Source organism: Amycolatopsis japonica (assembly GCF_000732925.1).
Lineage (GTDB): Bacteria > Actinomycetota > Actinomycetes > Mycobacteriales > Pseudonocardiaceae > Amycolatopsis > Amycolatopsis japonica.
This window is the reverse complement of record NZ_CP008953.1, coordinates 1573173-1587513: the sequence shown is the minus strand read 5'-3', so window position 1 is coordinate 1587513 and position 14341 is coordinate 1573173. Positions and strand designations below refer to the sequence as shown.

Below are 14341 nucleotides of genomic sequence, written 5' to 3'. Positions count from 1 at the left end.
CTCAGCCCTTCCGCTCCTCGAACATGTTCAGCAGCACCTCGGGAACGTCCTCGCCGAAGATGCTTTCGAGCAGGAAGTCCTCCTCGATCGGCGTTTCGCAGCGCACGAACATGGCGTGTTCGTACTCGGCGAGAGCGGCCTCGACGTCGTCGGGACGCGCGGCGAGCGCCTTGCCGAGTTCGGCGCCGTCGAGCATCGCCAGGTTGGCGCCTTCCCCGTTCGCCAGCGCGAGATGCGCGGCGTCGCCGAGCAAGGTCACGCCGGGCACGCGCTCCCAGCGCAGCCCGAACGGCAGCGTGAAGGCGGGACGGTGGATCGGTGCGATGTCGCTTTCGGTGATGAGCGCGGTCAGCTCCGGCGACCAGTCGCCGAACTCCGCCGCGATCCCCGCCTTGGCCGCATCGGCGTCGGAGAAGTCGATGGCGTCGAACCATTCCAACGGCTTGCCGAGCTCCACATAGGCGTGCAGGGTGTCGCCGCTTTCGCGGTGGGCGTTGATACCGATGCCCTCCGTGGTCCCGGCCCCGAACATCGATCCGCCGCCGACCGTCTTCGCCACGGCGGCGTGCCGGGTGTCCGCGTCGTACAGATAGGTCTCGACGATCGACGTGCCGGAGTACTCGGGAACGGCGTCGGTGAGCAGCGGCCGGACCCGTGACCAGGCCCCGTCGGCACCGACCAGGAGACCCGCGACGACGGTGGAGCCGTCGTCGAAGGTCACCTCGTGGCGGCCGTCGCCGAGCGTCCGGGCGCCGACGACCTTGCGTCCCCAATGGACAGTGTCTTCGGGGAGCGAGTCGAGCAGCATCCGCCGCAGGTCACCGCGCTGCGCCTCGGGCCGGCCGCCCGTGCCGTCGTCGCCCCGCTCGAACAGGACGGTCCCGTCCCGGTCGAGCACCCGCAACGCCTGACGGCCCTCCAGGACGATGCCGCGGAACTCGTCCATCAGCCCGGCGGCTTCGAGCGCGAGCTGGCCGTTGTAGTCGTGGATGTCGAGCATCCCGCCCTGCAGGCGCGAGGTCGGCGACGCTTCGGCTTCGTAGACCTCGGAAGGGATGCCGTGGACGTGCAGGACCCTGGCCAGGGTGAGCCCGCCGAGACCGGCGCCGATGATCGTGACAGGTGTGTTCATGGTGACCCCTCGATCGCTTCTGGAATGACATTCCAGAGCGTGTCGCGGGCCGCTGTCAGACGCCGCACACGACACTGGCACCGGTCTGGCAGGCGCTGTCAGCCGAAGAACTCGACGATGTCCTTTCCCCAGCCGGGATCACCCGTACTCGCGAACGCGACCCACGCTCCGTGCACCCGGGCCGCGAGCCCGTCCGGGACGGGATCGGGGCCGAGCAGGCCGGTGTCCCCGTGCAGCCACGGCTCGTCGGCGACGTCGAAGACGAACGGCAACTCGACGGTGTGGGCGGCGCCGAGTCGTCCGTTCGACGCCGTCGAGCGATAGCCGAACGAGTACCGGTGGGTGTGCCCCGACGAGAGCGCCGCGTGCGCCCGCGCCAGCCGCTCGGTGCCGTCGCCGAACAACCTCCGTCCGAGATCCGGTTCGCCGTAAAGGTTTCCTTCCTCGGTGTTGGTCCCGATGAGCAGCGCGACATCCCCGTCGAGAGGACCGTCCGCGGGCTGGACCGGCAGGACGAGGCTGAACGGGCTCAGCCCGGCCAGGGGATCCACGGCGGTTTCGGTCCGCAGATCGAGCCCGGCCAGCGCGGGCAGGATCTGCAGGAACCGCTCGTCCGTGATCGCTCCGAACGCCCGCGCGGTGGGCTCGGCTCCCAGCGCCGACGCGGCGGCCGCGGTGACCCTGGCCGCTTGTTCCGGGGTGAAGGCGCCGGTTCCGCTGCCGCTCTGGACGATCGCCCGGCGGAACAGGCCCTTGGCCTCCGGTGTCGCGAGCAGCGCGCCGGTGAGCGTCGCCCCCGCGGACTGCCCGAACACGGTGACGTCGCCCGGATCGCCGCCGAACATCGCGACCGTGTCCCGCACCCAGCGAAGCGCGGCGAGCACGTCGAGCAGGCCGCGGTTGGGCGGAGCGCCTTCCAGATCGAGGAAACCGGGGACGCCGAGGCGGTAGTTCACCGTCACCAGGACGACGCCGTCGCGCGCGAACGCCCTCCCGTCGTAGAGCGCGGCGCGAGTGGAACCGGTGACGAAACCGCCGCCGTGCACGAAGACCATGACCGGACGCCGTCCGTCGTCCGCCGCCGGTGTCCGGACGTCGACGGTGAGGTACTCCTCGCCACGCACCCAGCCGGGTCCGAAGTACGGCGTCATGTCGAGCTCGCCGAAGTCGCGTACCGGCTGGGGTGCCGTCGGCCCTGGCCGCGTCCCGTCCCGGACGCCGGACCAGCCCGGATGCGGCGCCGGCGGGAGGAAACGGCCGGGGCCGATCGGCGCCGCCGCGTACGGGATGGCGCGATAGAGCTCACCGAAGGGATCACGGCTGCCGCGGACGGCACCGGCCGGGGTTTCTGCTTGCACGTACACGAAAACTCCTCAGGAGAGCGGCGAGAACGCGGCCCACCGCGCGATCGCGAACTTCGATCCGCGGCGCTCGACCCGGACAGCGCCCTGGGCACCGAAATGCGCCGGGAATAGGAGCGCGCGGCCGTCGGCGGCCTGGCCGAGCAGCTTGTGCCGGGTGGCCCGTGATCCCGCCGGATCTTCGCAATAGGGCGAATTGGTGTCCGGTTCCACGATCTGCAGCGCGGTGTGCACGAGATCGCCCACGAACAACGCCCGTTCCCCGCCCGATTCCAGGGTGAGCACGGACGAGCCGGGCGTGTGACCGGGCGCGGGATCCAGCCGCAGATTCCGGTCGATCCGGTACGTGCCGTCCCACAGCCGGGCCAGCCCCGCCTCGTGGACCGGCGCGACGCTGTCCTCGAAGACGTTCTGATTTCCGCGTCCCAGCACGGAATCGTGCGCTTCGGCCGGATTCCAGAAGTCGAAATCGGGCCGAGGCATCAGATACGTGGCGTTCGGGAAGGTCGGCACCCAGGTGCGGCCGTCGAGCCGGGTGTTCCAGCCGACGTGGTCGATGTGCAGATGGGTGTTCACCACGACGTCGACGTCCTCGGGCCGCACCCCGGCGGCCGCGAGGTTGTCGAGGTAGGCGGTGTCGAGGCGGTTCCACACCGCCGCGTACGGCCGGTCCTTGTGGTTGCCGACGCCGGTGTCGACGAGGATCGTGCGGCCTTCGCTGCGGATCAGCCAGGACTGGAGCGCCGCGTGGCACTCGTTGGTCTCGGGGTCCCAGAAATCGGGCGCCAGCCAGCCGCGGTGTTCGTCCCACGCTCCGTCGGGGCTTTCCGGCAGGAATTCGGCCGGGGTCATGCCGAGCGAACCGTAGAACTCCTTGACGCGGGTGACCGTGACGTCTCCGATGGTGATCTCGTCCATGTCCCCGAGCCTTCAGCCCCGGCCGGACACGGACCACACCTCGTTCGTCCTCCCACTGGGAGGGTGTGGCTGACGCGGACCGCGCCACGGATACTCGGGCCCATGGACGGACCTGGCCCGCTCGGCGACTTCCTGCAGGCACGACGGGCGCGGCTGCGGCCGGAAGACGTCGGCCTGCGCGACTTCGGATCGCGCCGCCGGGTGGCCGGGCTGCGCCGCGAGGAACTGGCCCAGCTCGCGGGCGTCAGCGTCTCCTACTACGCGCGGCTGGAACAGGGCATGTCCCGCGGCGCCTCGGCCGAGGTGCTGGACGCCATCGCCCGCGCGCTCCGGCTCGACGACCACGAACGCGGCCACCTCGACCGGCTCGCCGGCGCCGCCCGCCGCACCCCGCGGGCGCGCCGTCCGCGGCCCGAGAAGCTCCACGACGAGACACGGGACCTCTTGAGCACCGTCGACGCTCCCGCCCTGGTGCTCGGCCGCCGCTCCGACGTCCTGGCGTGGAACGCGCTCGGCCACGCCCTGCTGGGCGGGCATCTCGACTTCCACGCCCCGGAAGACCCGGCACGACGGCCGAACACGAGCCGGATGCTGTTCCTGGACCCGCACTGCCAGGAGCTGTACGCCGACCGGAAGCGGAAGATCCGCGCCGTGGTCGGCAGCCTCCGGATCGCCGTCGGCAGGTATCCCGACGACCCGCTGCTCGCGGAACTGATCGGCGAACTGTCGATGAAGAGCCCCGAGTTCGTCGCGCTGTGGAGCGACCATCGCGTGCGGCCCTGCGACGCCGAGTCCTACGAACTGCGCCATCCGGTCGTCGGTTCGGTCCGGGTGACCCAGCAGACGTTGTCGATCGCCCGCTCGCCGGACCAGTCGCTGATCGTGTGCACGACCCGGGCGGGCTCGTCGGACGAGCAGGCCCTCACGCTGCTCCGCCGGGCCGCGGATATGTCATGATGCTGACATGACGGTCGGACCACTGGACCAATCGGCGGGATACCTGCTGAAGCGGGCGGCGACGGCGCTCCGGACGGCGATGGACACCGCGTTGCGCCCCCTCGATCTGACCGTGCCGCAGTACTCCTGCCTCGAAGTGCTCTCGCAGCGACCTGGGCTGTCCAACGCGGAACTGGCCAGGGCCGTGTTCGTCACCCGGCAGTCGATGAACCTGGTCCTGCGCGGTCTGCAGGACCGCGGACTCGTCACCCGGCCGGCGACCGCGCCGCAAGGCCGCGCCCTGCCCAGCACGCTCACCCCCGCCGGACGCGCGCAGCTCCGCGCCGCGAGTGGCCTAGTGCGCGAGGTCCAGGACCGCATGCTCGCCCCGTTTTCGGAAGCGGGCCGGGAACGGCTCGTGCACGACCTCGCCGCCTGCGCCGACGCGCTCACACCCGGGGAATGACTCAAGACCTCGTGCTCACCAGCGTCTCCGGCTTGAACGCGTACACGTCTGAGCCTTGGACCAGCACGTGCCATTCGCCGCAGACCTTGTCGGTCCTGCCCTCCTGACCCTGCGGCCACCACTGCGCGGCGAGCGTGGCCGCCTGTGTCGCGGCCGCCCCCGGCACGCAGAGCGCCGGCAGCGTGCCGCCGGTGAACTTCAGGAGCCGCTCCGAACCCGTCGTCCGGATGACCTCCGTGACCGACGCCGCCCCGTCCGGCACCCAGTCCGGCAGCCGGGCGTCCTTGTCCCGCTTGCCCTCCGCGCCGGTCGCGTAGCCGACCGTCTTGACGTGTCCGTTCGCCTTTTCGGTCAGACCTTCCTTGAGCCCGCAACCGGACAGGGCGATGGTGGCCGTCGCGGCGGCGAGCACCGCCGCGGTGATCTTCGTGTTCATACGATCGAGTCAACCTCGCGGAAACGTTCACGGGATCGGACTTTCGGCCCGGCCGTGCCGCCATCCGGCCGATCTCGACGACGGATAACCGCCAGCGATCGGCCACCCCGCGCGACAGAGTGATCGTCGTGACGACGACAACAGACGCCCTGTCCGTGCTCAAGGGCATGTACGCGGCGGAAGCCGAGTACTTCGCGGCGGGCGGCCCCGGCAAGGCGTCCTTCGCGTCGCTCGCCCCGTTCTTCTCCCCCGATGTGGTGCTGCACCAGGCGGACGGCCTGCCCTACGGCGGGATCTGGCGCGGCCACGAGGGCATGGAGCGGTTCTTCGTCGCCATGAGCGGCACGTGGGACGTCTTCGACATGCTGGACCAGAGCTTCCTGAGCGAGACCGATCCGCTGGTGATCCTGACCCACGTGCACGTCCGGGCCAGGGCGACCGGCCGTGAGCTGGATTTCCCGATCCTGCAGACGATCACCGTCGCGGACGGGCGCATCACCGAGGTGCGGCCGTTCTACTGGGACACCGCGGCGATCGCGGCGGCCTGCACGAACTACCATTCCGCTGATGACCGCCTACCACGATCTTGAGCTGTTCGAGGAAGCCGCTTCCCTGCCGGAGCGGCAGCAGAAGATCCTGCTGACCATCCGCGAATGGGTGGTGGAGTACGGCTACTCGCCGAGCACGCGCGAGATCGGCGAAGCGGTCGGGCTGCGCTCGACGTCCTCGGTGTCGAAGCATCTGGCGGCGTTGGAGGAGAAGGGTTTCCTCCGCCGCAGCAGCTCCATCTCGCGCCCCATCGACGTGCGTGCCTTCCTGCACGGCACCGCGTCGAAGGAGTCCACAGAGGACTCCGTGCCGGTCCCCGTCGTCGGTGACATCGCCGCGGGCACGCCGATCTCCGCCGTCGAACACGTCGACGACGTGATGACCCTTCCGCGTGAACTCACCGGGCGGGGCAACGTCTTCGGCCTGCGGGTGCGCGGTGACTCGATGATCGACGCGGCCATCTGCGACGGCGACATCGTCGTGGTGAAACAGCAGAAGGAGGCGCACTCCGGCCAGATCGTCGCCGCGATGATCGACGAGGAGGCCACGGTCAAGGTGTACCGCCGCCGCGACGGCCACGTGTACCTCGAACCGCGCAACCCCGCCTACGAGGTCATCGACGGCGACCGCGCGAGCGTGCTCGGCGTCGTGGTCTCGGTGCTGCGCAGCGTCTGACGCGGTTTTGTCGGTGGGCCGGAGTAGCTTGCGGCCCATGTACGAAATCGACTTCGTCGAGTTCCCGTCGAGCTCGGCGGCGGGCTCGAGCGGGTTCTTCGAAAAGGCCTTCGGGTGGACGGCGACGGCGTACGGCCCGGCGTACACCGACGTCCAGAGCGGCGGCGTGGTCTCGTTCGGCTTCCAGCAGGACACCGCGCAGCAGACGGCCGCGCCGCTGGTGACGATCCGCACCGACGACCTCGCCCGGGCGAGGGCTTCCGTCGAGGCCGCGGGCGGAATCGTCACGGTCGAGCCGTTCTCGTTCCCCGGCGGTCGCCGGTTCCACTTCCGCGAGCCCGGCGGCGCCGAACTCGCGGTGTGGTCCCCGGACTCCTGACATCAGGCCGCGAAGCCCAGCACGAGCGAGGCGGCGACAGGCGCCATGTACATCAGCGGGAACGCGACGTGCGACGGCCAGTGCGCGCGGAGCACGGTGATCACGGCACCGGTGAAGTAGAGCACCAGGCCGATCCCGGCCGCGACGCCGAGCGCGGGCACCCACAGACCGGCGATCAGGCCGAGTGCGCCCGCGGCTTTGGCGACCCCGAGCGGGGTCCACCAGCCGCGCGGAACGCCGTAATCGGCCAGCGGCTGCACGACCCACTTGGCGCGGAAGAAGATCGAAGCGGCCGAGAACGCGGCCATGAACGCTCCGACGACGGTGACGATGACATAAGCGGTGGTCATTTCGGTTTCTCCTTGGCTTCTCGGTGGTTCGCGGGGTTGACCCCGGCCACCGGCCCGATGTGACAGCCCGTCGGGTGAAGCACGTCACAGGGTGCCGTCGTTTTAGAGCAAGTGCTCTGTTATCCTCGCCGCATGCCCCGCCCCCGCGTGCACGACCTGGACCGGCTGCTCGACGCGGCCGAGCGCCTCGTCGTCGAGGTCGGCGCCCGGGGCGTCACCGTGCGATCCCTCGCGGCCGCCGCGGGCGTGTCCAACGGGACGATCTACCACGCTTTCGGCTCGCTCGGCGCGCTGCTGGCCCGAGTCTGGCTCCGCGCGGCGAGCGCCTTTCTCGACCTCCAGACCGAGCTGGCCGATCAGGCGGAAGGCCCGGCCGCCGCGATCGCGGCCGCGGCGGACGCGCCGGCGGAATTCGCCCACCGCCGTCCGGAAGCGGCCCGCCTGCTCATCACCGTCAAGAAGGAGCATCTGCTCGGCCCGCAGGTCCCCGAAGATCTCGCCGGCGAGCTCCTCGCACTCGACAAACGCCTGGTCAGGGTTCTCGTCACGCTCGCCGAACGGCTCTGGGGCAGGCGGGACGCGCAGGCGGTCGAAGTGCTGACGACCTGCGTCGTCGACCTGCCGACAGCCCTGTTCCGCCGCGCCTTCACCGCGGGCGAGCCGATCTCCGAAGACTCCCGGGCCCGGCTGTCCGCCGCGGTCCACGCCATACTCCTGCTCCCACCCCCACGGAAGGACTGACATGCCCACTCTGCGCCACGACGCCCCGGTGTTCCTGCTGGACCTCGGGGACGACGAGAACCGGTTCTCGCCGTCCTGGCTGGAAACCGTGCATTCCCAGCTGGACACCGTCGTCGCCTATCCGGATCCGGCGGTACTGGTGACCGTCGGCTCCGGGAAGTTCTACTCCAACGGCCTCGACCTCGACTGGCTCACCAGCAACCCCGCCAAGGCCGCGCAGTACGTCGCCGACGTGCACGAGCTGCTGGCCCGCGTGCTCACCCTCGGCGTGCACACGGTCGCCGCGATCAACGGGCACGCCTTCGGCGCCGGGGCGATGCTGGCGATGGCGCACGACTTCCGGGTGATGCGGGCGGATCGCGGGTTCTTCTGCTTCCCCGAAGCGGACATCAACATCCCGTTCACGCCGGGGATGGCGGCGTTGATCCAGGGCAAGCTCACCCCCGCCGCCGCGATCGCGTCGATGACCACCGGACGACGGTTCGGCGGCACCGACGCGCGCGACCTCGGACTCGTGGACGCCGTCGCCGAGAAGCCCGCCCTGCTGGAGTACGCGGCCGATCTCGTGCGCCCGCTGGCCGGGAAGGACCGCGGCACGCTGTCCGCGATCAAGACGACGATGTTCACCCCCGCCGTCACCGCGCTTCGCGCCAAGTAGCCGTCGTGCGCACCGACGACGCGGAGTTCGATCGGCTCGTCGAGCCGCTGCGGCGCGAGCTGCACGCCCACTGCTATCGCCTGCTGGGCTCGGCTCACGACGCCGACGACGCCCTGCAGGACGCGCTTCTGCGGGCCTGGCGGGGGATGGAGCGGTTCGAGGGCCGGAGCTCGATGCGCACCTGGCTCTACACCATCGCCACCCGCACCTGCCTCGACATCGTGGCGGCGCGCGGGAAACGCGCGCTGCCGATGGACCTCGGCCCGTCGAGCGAGCAGGTCGTGCTCGAACACGCCCCGTTGACCGAGGTGGCGTGGCTCGGCCCGTACCCCGAGGGCCCGGAGACCCGGTACGAGCGGCGCGAGGCCATCGAGCTGGCGTTCGTCGCCGCGTTGCAGCACCTGCCGGGCAACCAGCGGGCCGCACTGGTGCTCTTCGACGTCCTCGGTTTCCCGGCCGCCGAAATCGCGTCCATAATGGACACTTCGGTGGCGGCGGTGAACAGCGCGTTGCAACGCGCGCGGGCGATCGTGGCGGAGAAGGTCCCGCCGCCCGGCGAGCAGCGGCAACTGGACGACACCCGGACGCGCGAGATCGCCGCGGGCTTCGCCTCCGCGCTGGAGCGTGGTGACGCCGACGCGCTCGTGGCGCTGCTGACGGAGGACGTCACCTGGTCCATGCCGCCACTCGCGCACTGGTACAGCGGTATCGAGGCGGTCTCCGGCTTCGCCGCCGAGGTCCCGCTCGGCCGGTGCCCGAGCTGGCACACCGAGATCGTCACCGCCAACGGGCAGCCCGCCGTCGCCTGCTACCTCGGTGAGTCGGCGGACGCCGTCCACACCCCCTGGTCGATCACCGTGCTGTCCCTTCGTGACGATCGGATCCGCGACATCACCTCGTTCCTCGACGCGGACCTGTTCGCACGGTTCGGCCTTCCCCCGGCGAAGCCTTGAGCGTGCGCAAGAAGGTGTTGATCGCGCTGGCGGTGGCCGTCACCCTCGTCGGTGTGGTCTTCGGTGGCGCGTTCGCCTTCCAGCGCAAGCTGATCTACCTGCCCGAGGCGGGTCCGGTTCCCGGTGCGGCCACGGTCCTGCCCGGCGGCAGGGACGTCACGCTCACCACCTCGGACGGGCTCAGCCTGGCGAGCTGGTACTTCCCGGTCGCGGGCGCGAAAGCGGCCGTACTGGTCGCGCCGGGCAACGCCGGGAACCGGTCGTTCCGCGCGCCGCTGGCCCGCGCGCTGACCGCGCGCGGGCTCTCGGTGCTGCTCCTGGACTATCGCGGATACGGGGGCAATCCCGGCGAGCCGTCCGAGAACGGGCTCGCGCTCGACGTCCGCGCCGCACAGGACTTCCTGACGCGCGAGGCCGGAACGCCCATGATCTATTTCGGCGAGAGCCTCGGCTCGGCGGTCGTCACCGAATTGGCCACCGAACGTCCGCCGTCCGCGCTCGTGTTGCGTTCGCCGTTCGTCGACCTCGCGTCGGTCGGACAACGGCACTACCCGTTCCTGCCGGTCCGCTGGCTGCTGCGGGACGAGTTCCCGACGAAGGACGCCGTCGCCCGGGTGAAGGCGCCGGTGACCGTCGTGTTCGGCGCCGAGGACTCGATCGTCCCCGCCGAGCAGAGCCGTGAGGTGGCACGGGCCGCCGGTGCCAGGACGATCGAAGTCCCCGGCGCGGATCACAACGACCCGGTGTTCTCCGACGGGCCGGAGCTGATCGACGCCATCGCGGGCGCGATCCGCTGACAGCTCAAGCCCGCTGCGTACGACGGCGCAGCGACAACGAGTGGCCGGGATTGAGTTTGCGACCGAGACGGTCGGCCTTCGGCCAGCGGACGTCCGTCGCCCAGCCCGCTTTCTCGAACAGCCAGATCAGCCGTGCGGAGATGTCGAGCTGGCCGCGGCGGACGCCGTGCCGGGCGCCGGTCGGGTCGGCGTGGTGCGAGTTGTGCCAGGACTCACCCATCGAGGCGATGGCGAGCGGCCAGAAGTTCGCGGACTTGTCGCGGGCGGCGAACGGGCGGTCGCCGATCAGATGGCACAGCGAGTTCACCGACCAGGTGACGTGGTGCAGCAGCGCCACCCGGACGAGGCTCGCCCAGAAGAACGCGGTGACCGCGCCCCACCAGGACAAGGTGATCACGCCGCCGAGGACGGCCGGCGCGAGCAACGTCACGACGGTCAGCAGCGGGAACAGGCGATCGATCCGGGCGATGTCACGATCGGTGAGCAGATCCGGGGCGAACCGCCGCGCGTTGGTCTTCTCGCGGTCGAACAGCCAGCCCATATGGGCGTGCCAGAAGCCGCGGGCCAGCGCGGCCGGGGTGGTGCCGAAGCGCCAGGGGGAATGCGGGTCGCCCTCGCGGTCGGCGAAGGCGTGATGCCGCCGGTGGTCGGCCACCCAGCCGATGACCGGGCCCTGCATGGCCATGCTGCCCGCGACCGCGAGGGCGATCCGCAGGCCGCGGTTGGCCTTGAAGGCGCCATGGGTGAAGTAGCGGTGGAATCCGATGGTCACGCCGAGGCCGGTGAGGAAGTAGAACCCGGCGGCGAGGCCGAGGTCCACCCAGCCGAGGCCCCAGCCCCACGCGAAGGGGACGGAGGCGGCCAGTGCCACGAGGGGCACCACCGCGAACAGCTTGACGAGAAGGTTTTCGGTGCGGGACTGCTCTCCCGACAGGAGGGGTTGCGGCGACTGCCGCTCTTCGCTGGCCGGGGGTCTGAGAACTGAGGTCATGTCGCCGTTTCTTGTCGATGGCCGCGGCATGTGCCGGCTGCTGGAGCCTGAGGCACGACGCGGCGCACGAAAGGCATGCCCGCGACGAATTCTGCGCGAGCGTGCTGGGACAACACGACACCCAAAACGTTGGACTGGTCAGTTCAACGAACGACGTCGGCCGATGGTTCCGGTGCGGGATAAGAAGGTTCGCGAAAAAGATCCATGTATCGCTCGCCCTGGGGAGTGGTCGGCTCGTGGGGCTCGTCCTGAGCTGCGAGCGGGTGACTGAACAGCGCACTGTCCGTGCTGTGAGTTTTGACGGTGAAACCTTTCGAGGGGGACCGCTGTTTCGCGGTCTTCGGCGAGGCCGGGGACGATTTCCGCCCGCCTCGCGGCGTCACGCCGAGGGCGCCGCCACCTCTCACGGTACACGCCCCGGGGCCGAAACCCCAGGGCGTCCACCCTGATCAGCCGGTCACTGTCACATTGAGCGCGGCCACGACGCTCCGCTCTTCGTAGGCGAAATGCGCTTCAAGCTTCCCCGCGAGGGCGTCGAACTCGTCACGCAAGCGTGCCGGATCACCCTCGCCGTGCACGTAGCCCTCCACGAGGTCGCGGATCCGCTTCTGCGTCGCCGCGACGACGACATGGTCTTCCCCCAGCTTCGTCAACGTCGGCGCGAGCGCGGGAAACCGTTGTGCCAGCAGGGGAAACGCGCCCATGTCCTCGCCGGTGTGATGTTTGGTCAGCGCCTCGCAGAACGAAACACAGTGCGCCTTCAAGGATTTCTCCATGACGAGCGCGTCGGCGCGGCCGGCCACGATGTCTTCCACCCCGGCGCGTAACGTCCTGAGCTCCTCCCGCAGCCACTCATGGACTTCCACCAGGAAGTCGCCCATCCCTCGCACCCGGTCATCGATCCGGTGCAGGATCACGACCGGCAGCTTGCGCGTCGTTTTCGCCTGATACTCGGCGAATCCCGGCTCCTCGGCGACAATCTTCGCGAACAGCGCGTCACGCTCCGCGGCGGGCGGGATGGACGCGATGGCCTCGTAAGTCTCGGTCTCCGTCTCGATCGTGACCCGATGGTCACGCCGGATGTTGTGGTACCAGCCCGGATGCGCCGGGGCGCCCATGTTCGAAGCGACGACGACGGTCTTGCCGTCGATTTCGAGATACCCCAACGGATTCGTCCGCCGCTGACCGGTCTTGGCGCCGGTGGTGGTGAGCAGGATCAGCCTCCAGCCCTCGAGCATGCCGCTCTTGCCCTGCCTGAATTCTTCGATCACCTGGTCGTTGAAGGTCACTGCGTTCCTTTCCCATCGCCGTGTCGACAGGAGGGCGCGGAACAGTCACTGGAGGAGCACACATACGCCCGTTTTCGGGCGCACCACATGGAGGCGTCATCCCACGACGCGGGGATGAGTGAAAGGAGAGACGGTGTGTGCCGGTCTCTGGTGGCCGAGTAGCCGCTACCTCCATGCGTAGGCCCATACGGGGCTCAGCGACGACGTTAGCACGGGCCGCAGCCGACGCGCACCCACCTTGCTCTCCCCCGCCGCATTTAGTCGACTAAATGCGGCCACTCACGCCCTCCGCATTACCTTAGGCGCCCTACACCTTTCGATATAGTCTGAATACGCTATAGCACAGGTGTTCGAATCGGCGTAGCGTTGATCTTGTGTTCAACGACAGCAGACCCGAGACGACGCCCGCCGAGTGGTGGCGCGTCGACACGGCGACGCTGCACGCCCGCAAACAGGAACTCGAAGTTCTTAAGCGCCAACTGGATGCCGAACAGAACGCGATCCTCGCTGAGATCAATTCCCGGGGGATCCGTGGCTGTAGCGGTCATTCGGCGCTGGCTGGGCTGATACTCGAAGACTTCTTGGTCTCTGACAAGGAAGCCGCCGCCCGCGCCGACCGCGTCCTGGCTCTACATGCCGGTCCGTCGATCGGTGGCGACCCCGAACCGCCCCTGGCGCCGCTCACTGCCGAGGCTGCCGCGGAGGGCACGATCGGCGGCGGCCAGATCGACGCCATCATCAAGACCCTCACCCGGATCCCGTCGAGCGTGCCCGAAGCGGACGTGCGAGCTGGGGAGAAGATCCTCGTCGAACTGGCCAGACATGCGGGACCACGCCAGATCGCCCGCGCCGGACGCCGTCTGCTGGACGAACTCGACCCCGATGGGAAAGAACCCCGCAACGAGGACCCGAAGGAGACCCGGCCGGAGCTGCGGTTCGTCAAGCACCGCGACGGGTCACTCGGTTTGAAAGCCAGGCTCGACCTGGAAACCTACGCGCGGTTGAAGTCCGATCTGGATCCGATGGCCAAGCCGCACAAGGCCATCGACGGAGTCCGGGACTCTCGCACTCAGGACGAACGCTACGGCGACGCCTTCACCGACTACGTCCGCCTGAAGACCACCAGCCGGAACCTCCCCGGCCAAGCAGGCGAAGCCACCCACATCCTCATCACCATGTCCTACGACGACCTGATCCGGGACATCGGTGAAGCCCACCTGGATCTGGTCGGCCCGATCAGTGCGACCGACGCCCGGATCCTTGCCTGCGATGCCCGTGTCCGACCCGGTGTCCTCGGGACGGCGGGCGAACCACTGGACATCGGCCGCTCCAAACGCACCGTGTCGCTGGCGCAGAAATACGCGCTCACCCTCCGGGACGGAGGCTGCGCGTTCCCCGGCTGCGACATGCCCGTCCCCCGGTGCACGGCTCATCACATTGTTTTCTGGCGACACCACGGCGAAACCAAAATCGACAACCTCGTACTCCTGTGCACCAAGCACCACCGACTCATCCACCGCAGCGAATGGAAAGTCCAGATCGCCCAAGACGGCCTACCCGAATTCACCCCACCCGCCTACCTCGACCCGACCGGAACGCCAAGGAGGAACACCATGCACCTCAGGACATAGGCCGACCTCGCGAAGCTTCCGAGACCGAACAGCCGGCCACCTTGAGAACTCACGGCCGGGGTTCGTCCCTGCCCACCGA

Annotated in this window: 17 protein-coding genes; 10 read left to right on the top strand and 7 right to left on the bottom strand. The window is 69.4% G+C overall.

Translation table 11 applies throughout. From position 1 onward, the window contains the following. Nucleotide 1: 1 nt before the first annotated feature. From AJAP_RS07870 to AJAP_RS07860, 3 genes are all read right to left on the bottom strand, one after another. Nucleotides 2–1132, bottom strand: coding sequence for an FAD-dependent oxidoreductase (locus tag AJAP_RS07870; RefSeq protein ID WP_038509280.1), 1131 nt, complete (start codon nucleotides 1130–1132; stop codon nucleotides 2–4). A 98-nt stretch (nucleotides 1133–1230) separates the two neighbouring features. Then, nucleotides 1231–2496, bottom strand: a complete 1266-nt coding sequence (locus AJAP_RS07865; protein ID WP_038509278.1) for a carboxylesterase/lipase family protein — start codon at nucleotides 2494–2496, stop codon at nucleotides 1231–1233. Nucleotides 2497–2505: 9 nt separating this feature from the next. Continuing rightward, on the bottom strand, nucleotides 2506–3411 hold the full coding sequence (locus AJAP_RS07860) for an MBL fold metallo-hydrolase (RefSeq protein WP_038509276.1): 906 nt from the start codon (nucleotides 3409–3411) through the stop codon (nucleotides 2506–2508). Nucleotides 3412–3513: 102 nt separating this feature from the next. Between AJAP_RS07860 and AJAP_RS07855 the strand changes: the two genes are divergently transcribed. Both AJAP_RS07855 and AJAP_RS07850 read left to right on the top strand, forming a co-directional pair. Further along, nucleotides 3514–4368: a helix-turn-helix domain-containing protein gene (locus AJAP_RS07855; protein WP_038509274.1), complete on the top strand. Its 855-nt coding sequence runs from the start codon at nucleotides 3514–3516 to the stop codon at nucleotides 4366–4368. 7 nt (nucleotides 4369–4375) lie between these two features. Next, nucleotides 4376–4813 (top strand): MarR family winged helix-turn-helix transcriptional regulator, encoded by a 438-nt coding sequence (locus AJAP_RS07850; protein WP_038509273.1) that lies wholly within the window; start codon nucleotides 4376–4378, stop codon nucleotides 4811–4813. Between the two features lies 1 nt (nucleotide 4814). On the opposite strand, the gene AJAP_RS07845 is transcribed toward AJAP_RS07850, so the two are convergent. After that, nucleotides 4815–5249, bottom strand: a complete 435-nt coding sequence (locus AJAP_RS07845) for a hypothetical protein (protein ID WP_037341829.1) — start codon at nucleotides 5247–5249, stop codon at nucleotides 4815–4817. A gap of 128 nt (nucleotides 5250–5377) precedes the next feature. Here AJAP_RS07845 and AJAP_RS07840 point away from each other — a divergent pair, with 128 nt between their 5' ends. The 3 genes from AJAP_RS07840 to AJAP_RS07830 are packed head-to-tail and all read left to right on the top strand — an operon-like array spanning nucleotide 5378 to nucleotide 6852. Further along, nucleotides 5378–5839 (top strand): nuclear transport factor 2 family protein, encoded by a 462-nt coding sequence (locus tag AJAP_RS07840; RefSeq protein WP_228694892.1) that lies wholly within the window; start codon nucleotides 5378–5380, stop codon nucleotides 5837–5839. Continuing rightward, nucleotides 5817–6473 (top strand): transcriptional repressor LexA, encoded by a 657-nt coding sequence (gene lexA, locus AJAP_RS07835; protein WP_038509269.1) that lies wholly within the window; start codon nucleotides 5817–5819, stop codon nucleotides 6471–6473. The genes AJAP_RS07840 and lexA overlap by 23 nt, the downstream gene beginning before the upstream one ends. A 37-nt stretch (nucleotides 6474–6510) precedes the next feature. Beyond that, nucleotides 6511–6852: a VOC family protein gene (locus tag AJAP_RS07830; protein ID WP_038509267.1), complete on the top strand. Its 342-nt coding sequence runs from the start codon at nucleotides 6511–6513 to the stop codon at nucleotides 6850–6852. Nucleotides 6853–6854: 2 nt separating this feature from the next. Here AJAP_RS07830 and AJAP_RS07825 read toward each other — a convergent pair whose 3' ends face one another. Next, nucleotides 6855–7202: a DoxX family protein gene (locus tag AJAP_RS07825; RefSeq protein WP_038509265.1), complete on the bottom strand. Its 348-nt coding sequence runs from the start codon at nucleotides 7200–7202 to the stop codon at nucleotides 6855–6857. Between the two features lie 132 nt (nucleotides 7203–7334). Here AJAP_RS07825 and AJAP_RS07820 point away from each other — a divergent pair, with 132 nt between their 5' ends. From AJAP_RS07820 to AJAP_RS07805, 4 genes are read left to right on the top strand one after another with little or no spacing between them, the layout of a single operon-like run. Further along, on the top strand, nucleotides 7335–7943 hold the full coding sequence (locus AJAP_RS07820; protein ID WP_038509264.1) for a TetR/AcrR family transcriptional regulator: 609 nt from the start codon (nucleotides 7335–7337) through the stop codon (nucleotides 7941–7943). Nucleotide 7944: 1 nt separating this feature from the next. Next, nucleotides 7945–8601 (top strand): enoyl-CoA hydratase-related protein, encoded by a 657-nt coding sequence (locus tag AJAP_RS07815; protein WP_038509263.1) that lies wholly within the window; start codon nucleotides 7945–7947, stop codon nucleotides 8599–8601. Nucleotides 8602–8606: 5 nt separating this feature from the next. Continuing rightward, on the top strand, nucleotides 8607–9554 hold the full coding sequence (locus AJAP_RS07810; RefSeq protein ID WP_038509262.1) for a sigma-70 family RNA polymerase sigma factor: 948 nt from the start codon (nucleotides 8607–8609) through the stop codon (nucleotides 9552–9554). 2 nt (nucleotides 9555–9556) lie between these two features. Continuing rightward, the gene (locus AJAP_RS07805) at nucleotides 9557–10351 is read left to right on the top strand and encodes an alpha/beta hydrolase (RefSeq protein ID WP_038509259.1); all 795 of its coding nucleotides are present in this window, start codon (nucleotides 9557–9559) and stop codon (nucleotides 10349–10351) included. 4 nt (nucleotides 10352–10355) lie between these two features. Here the strand turns inward: AJAP_RS07805 and AJAP_RS07800 are convergent, their stop codons facing one another. Further along, entirely contained in the window at nucleotides 10356–11342 is a 987-nt protein-coding gene (locus tag AJAP_RS07800) for an acyl-CoA desaturase (protein ID WP_051972380.1), read from the bottom strand. A gap of 449 nt (nucleotides 11343–11791) precedes the next feature. Further along, on the bottom strand, nucleotides 11792–12580 hold the full coding sequence (locus AJAP_RS07795) for a nitroreductase/quinone reductase family protein (RefSeq protein WP_051972782.1): 789 nt from the start codon (nucleotides 12578–12580) through the stop codon (nucleotides 11792–11794). A 425-nt stretch (nucleotides 12581–13005) separates the two neighbouring features. Between AJAP_RS07795 and AJAP_RS07790 the strand changes: the two genes are divergently transcribed. Further along, the gene (locus AJAP_RS07790; protein ID WP_038509256.1) at nucleotides 13006–14262 is read left to right on the top strand and encodes an HNH endonuclease signature motif containing protein; all 1257 of its coding nucleotides are present in this window, start codon (nucleotides 13006–13008) and stop codon (nucleotides 14260–14262) included. The last annotated feature ends 79 nt before the right edge of the window (nucleotides 14263–14341 follow it).

Coding starts and splice junctions, on each gene's coding strand:
- AJAP_RS07870 (WP_038509280.1), bottom strand. CDS start 1,132: ATGAACACACCTGTCACGATCATCGGCGCCGGTCTCGGCGGGCTCACC.
- AJAP_RS07860 (WP_038509276.1), bottom strand. CDS start 3,411: ATGGACGAGATCACCATCGGAGACGTCACGGTCACCCGCGTCAAGGAG.
- AJAP_RS07855 (WP_038509274.1), top strand. CDS start 3,514: ATGGACGGACCTGGCCCGCTCGGCGACTTCCTGCAGGCACGACGGGCG.
- AJAP_RS07850 (WP_038509273.1), top strand. CDS start 4,376: ATGACGGTCGGACCACTGGACCAATCGGCGGGATACCTGCTGAAGCGG.
- AJAP_RS07845 (WP_037341829.1), bottom strand. CDS start 5,249: ATGAACACGAAGATCACCGCGGCGGTGCTCGCCGCCGCGACGGCCACC.
- lexA (WP_038509269.1), top strand. CDS start 5,817: ATGACCGCCTACCACGATCTTGAGCTGTTCGAGGAAGCCGCTTCCCTG.
- AJAP_RS07830 (WP_038509267.1), top strand. CDS start 6,511: ATGTACGAAATCGACTTCGTCGAGTTCCCGTCGAGCTCGGCGGCGGGC.
- AJAP_RS07825 (WP_038509265.1), bottom strand. CDS start 7,202: ATGACCACCGCTTATGTCATCGTCACCGTCGTCGGAGCGTTCATGGCC.
- AJAP_RS07820 (WP_038509264.1), top strand. CDS start 7,335: ATGCCCCGCCCCCGCGTGCACGACCTGGACCGGCTGCTCGACGCGGCC.
- AJAP_RS07815 (WP_038509263.1), top strand. CDS start 7,945: ATGCCCACTCTGCGCCACGACGCCCCGGTGTTCCTGCTGGACCTCGGG.
- AJAP_RS07800 (WP_051972380.1), bottom strand. CDS start 11,342: ATGACCTCAGTTCTCAGACCCCCGGCCAGCGAAGAGCGGCAGTCGCCG.
- AJAP_RS07795 (WP_051972782.1), bottom strand. CDS start 12,580: ATGCTCGAGGGCTGGAGGCTGATCCTGCTCACCACCACCGGCGCCAAG.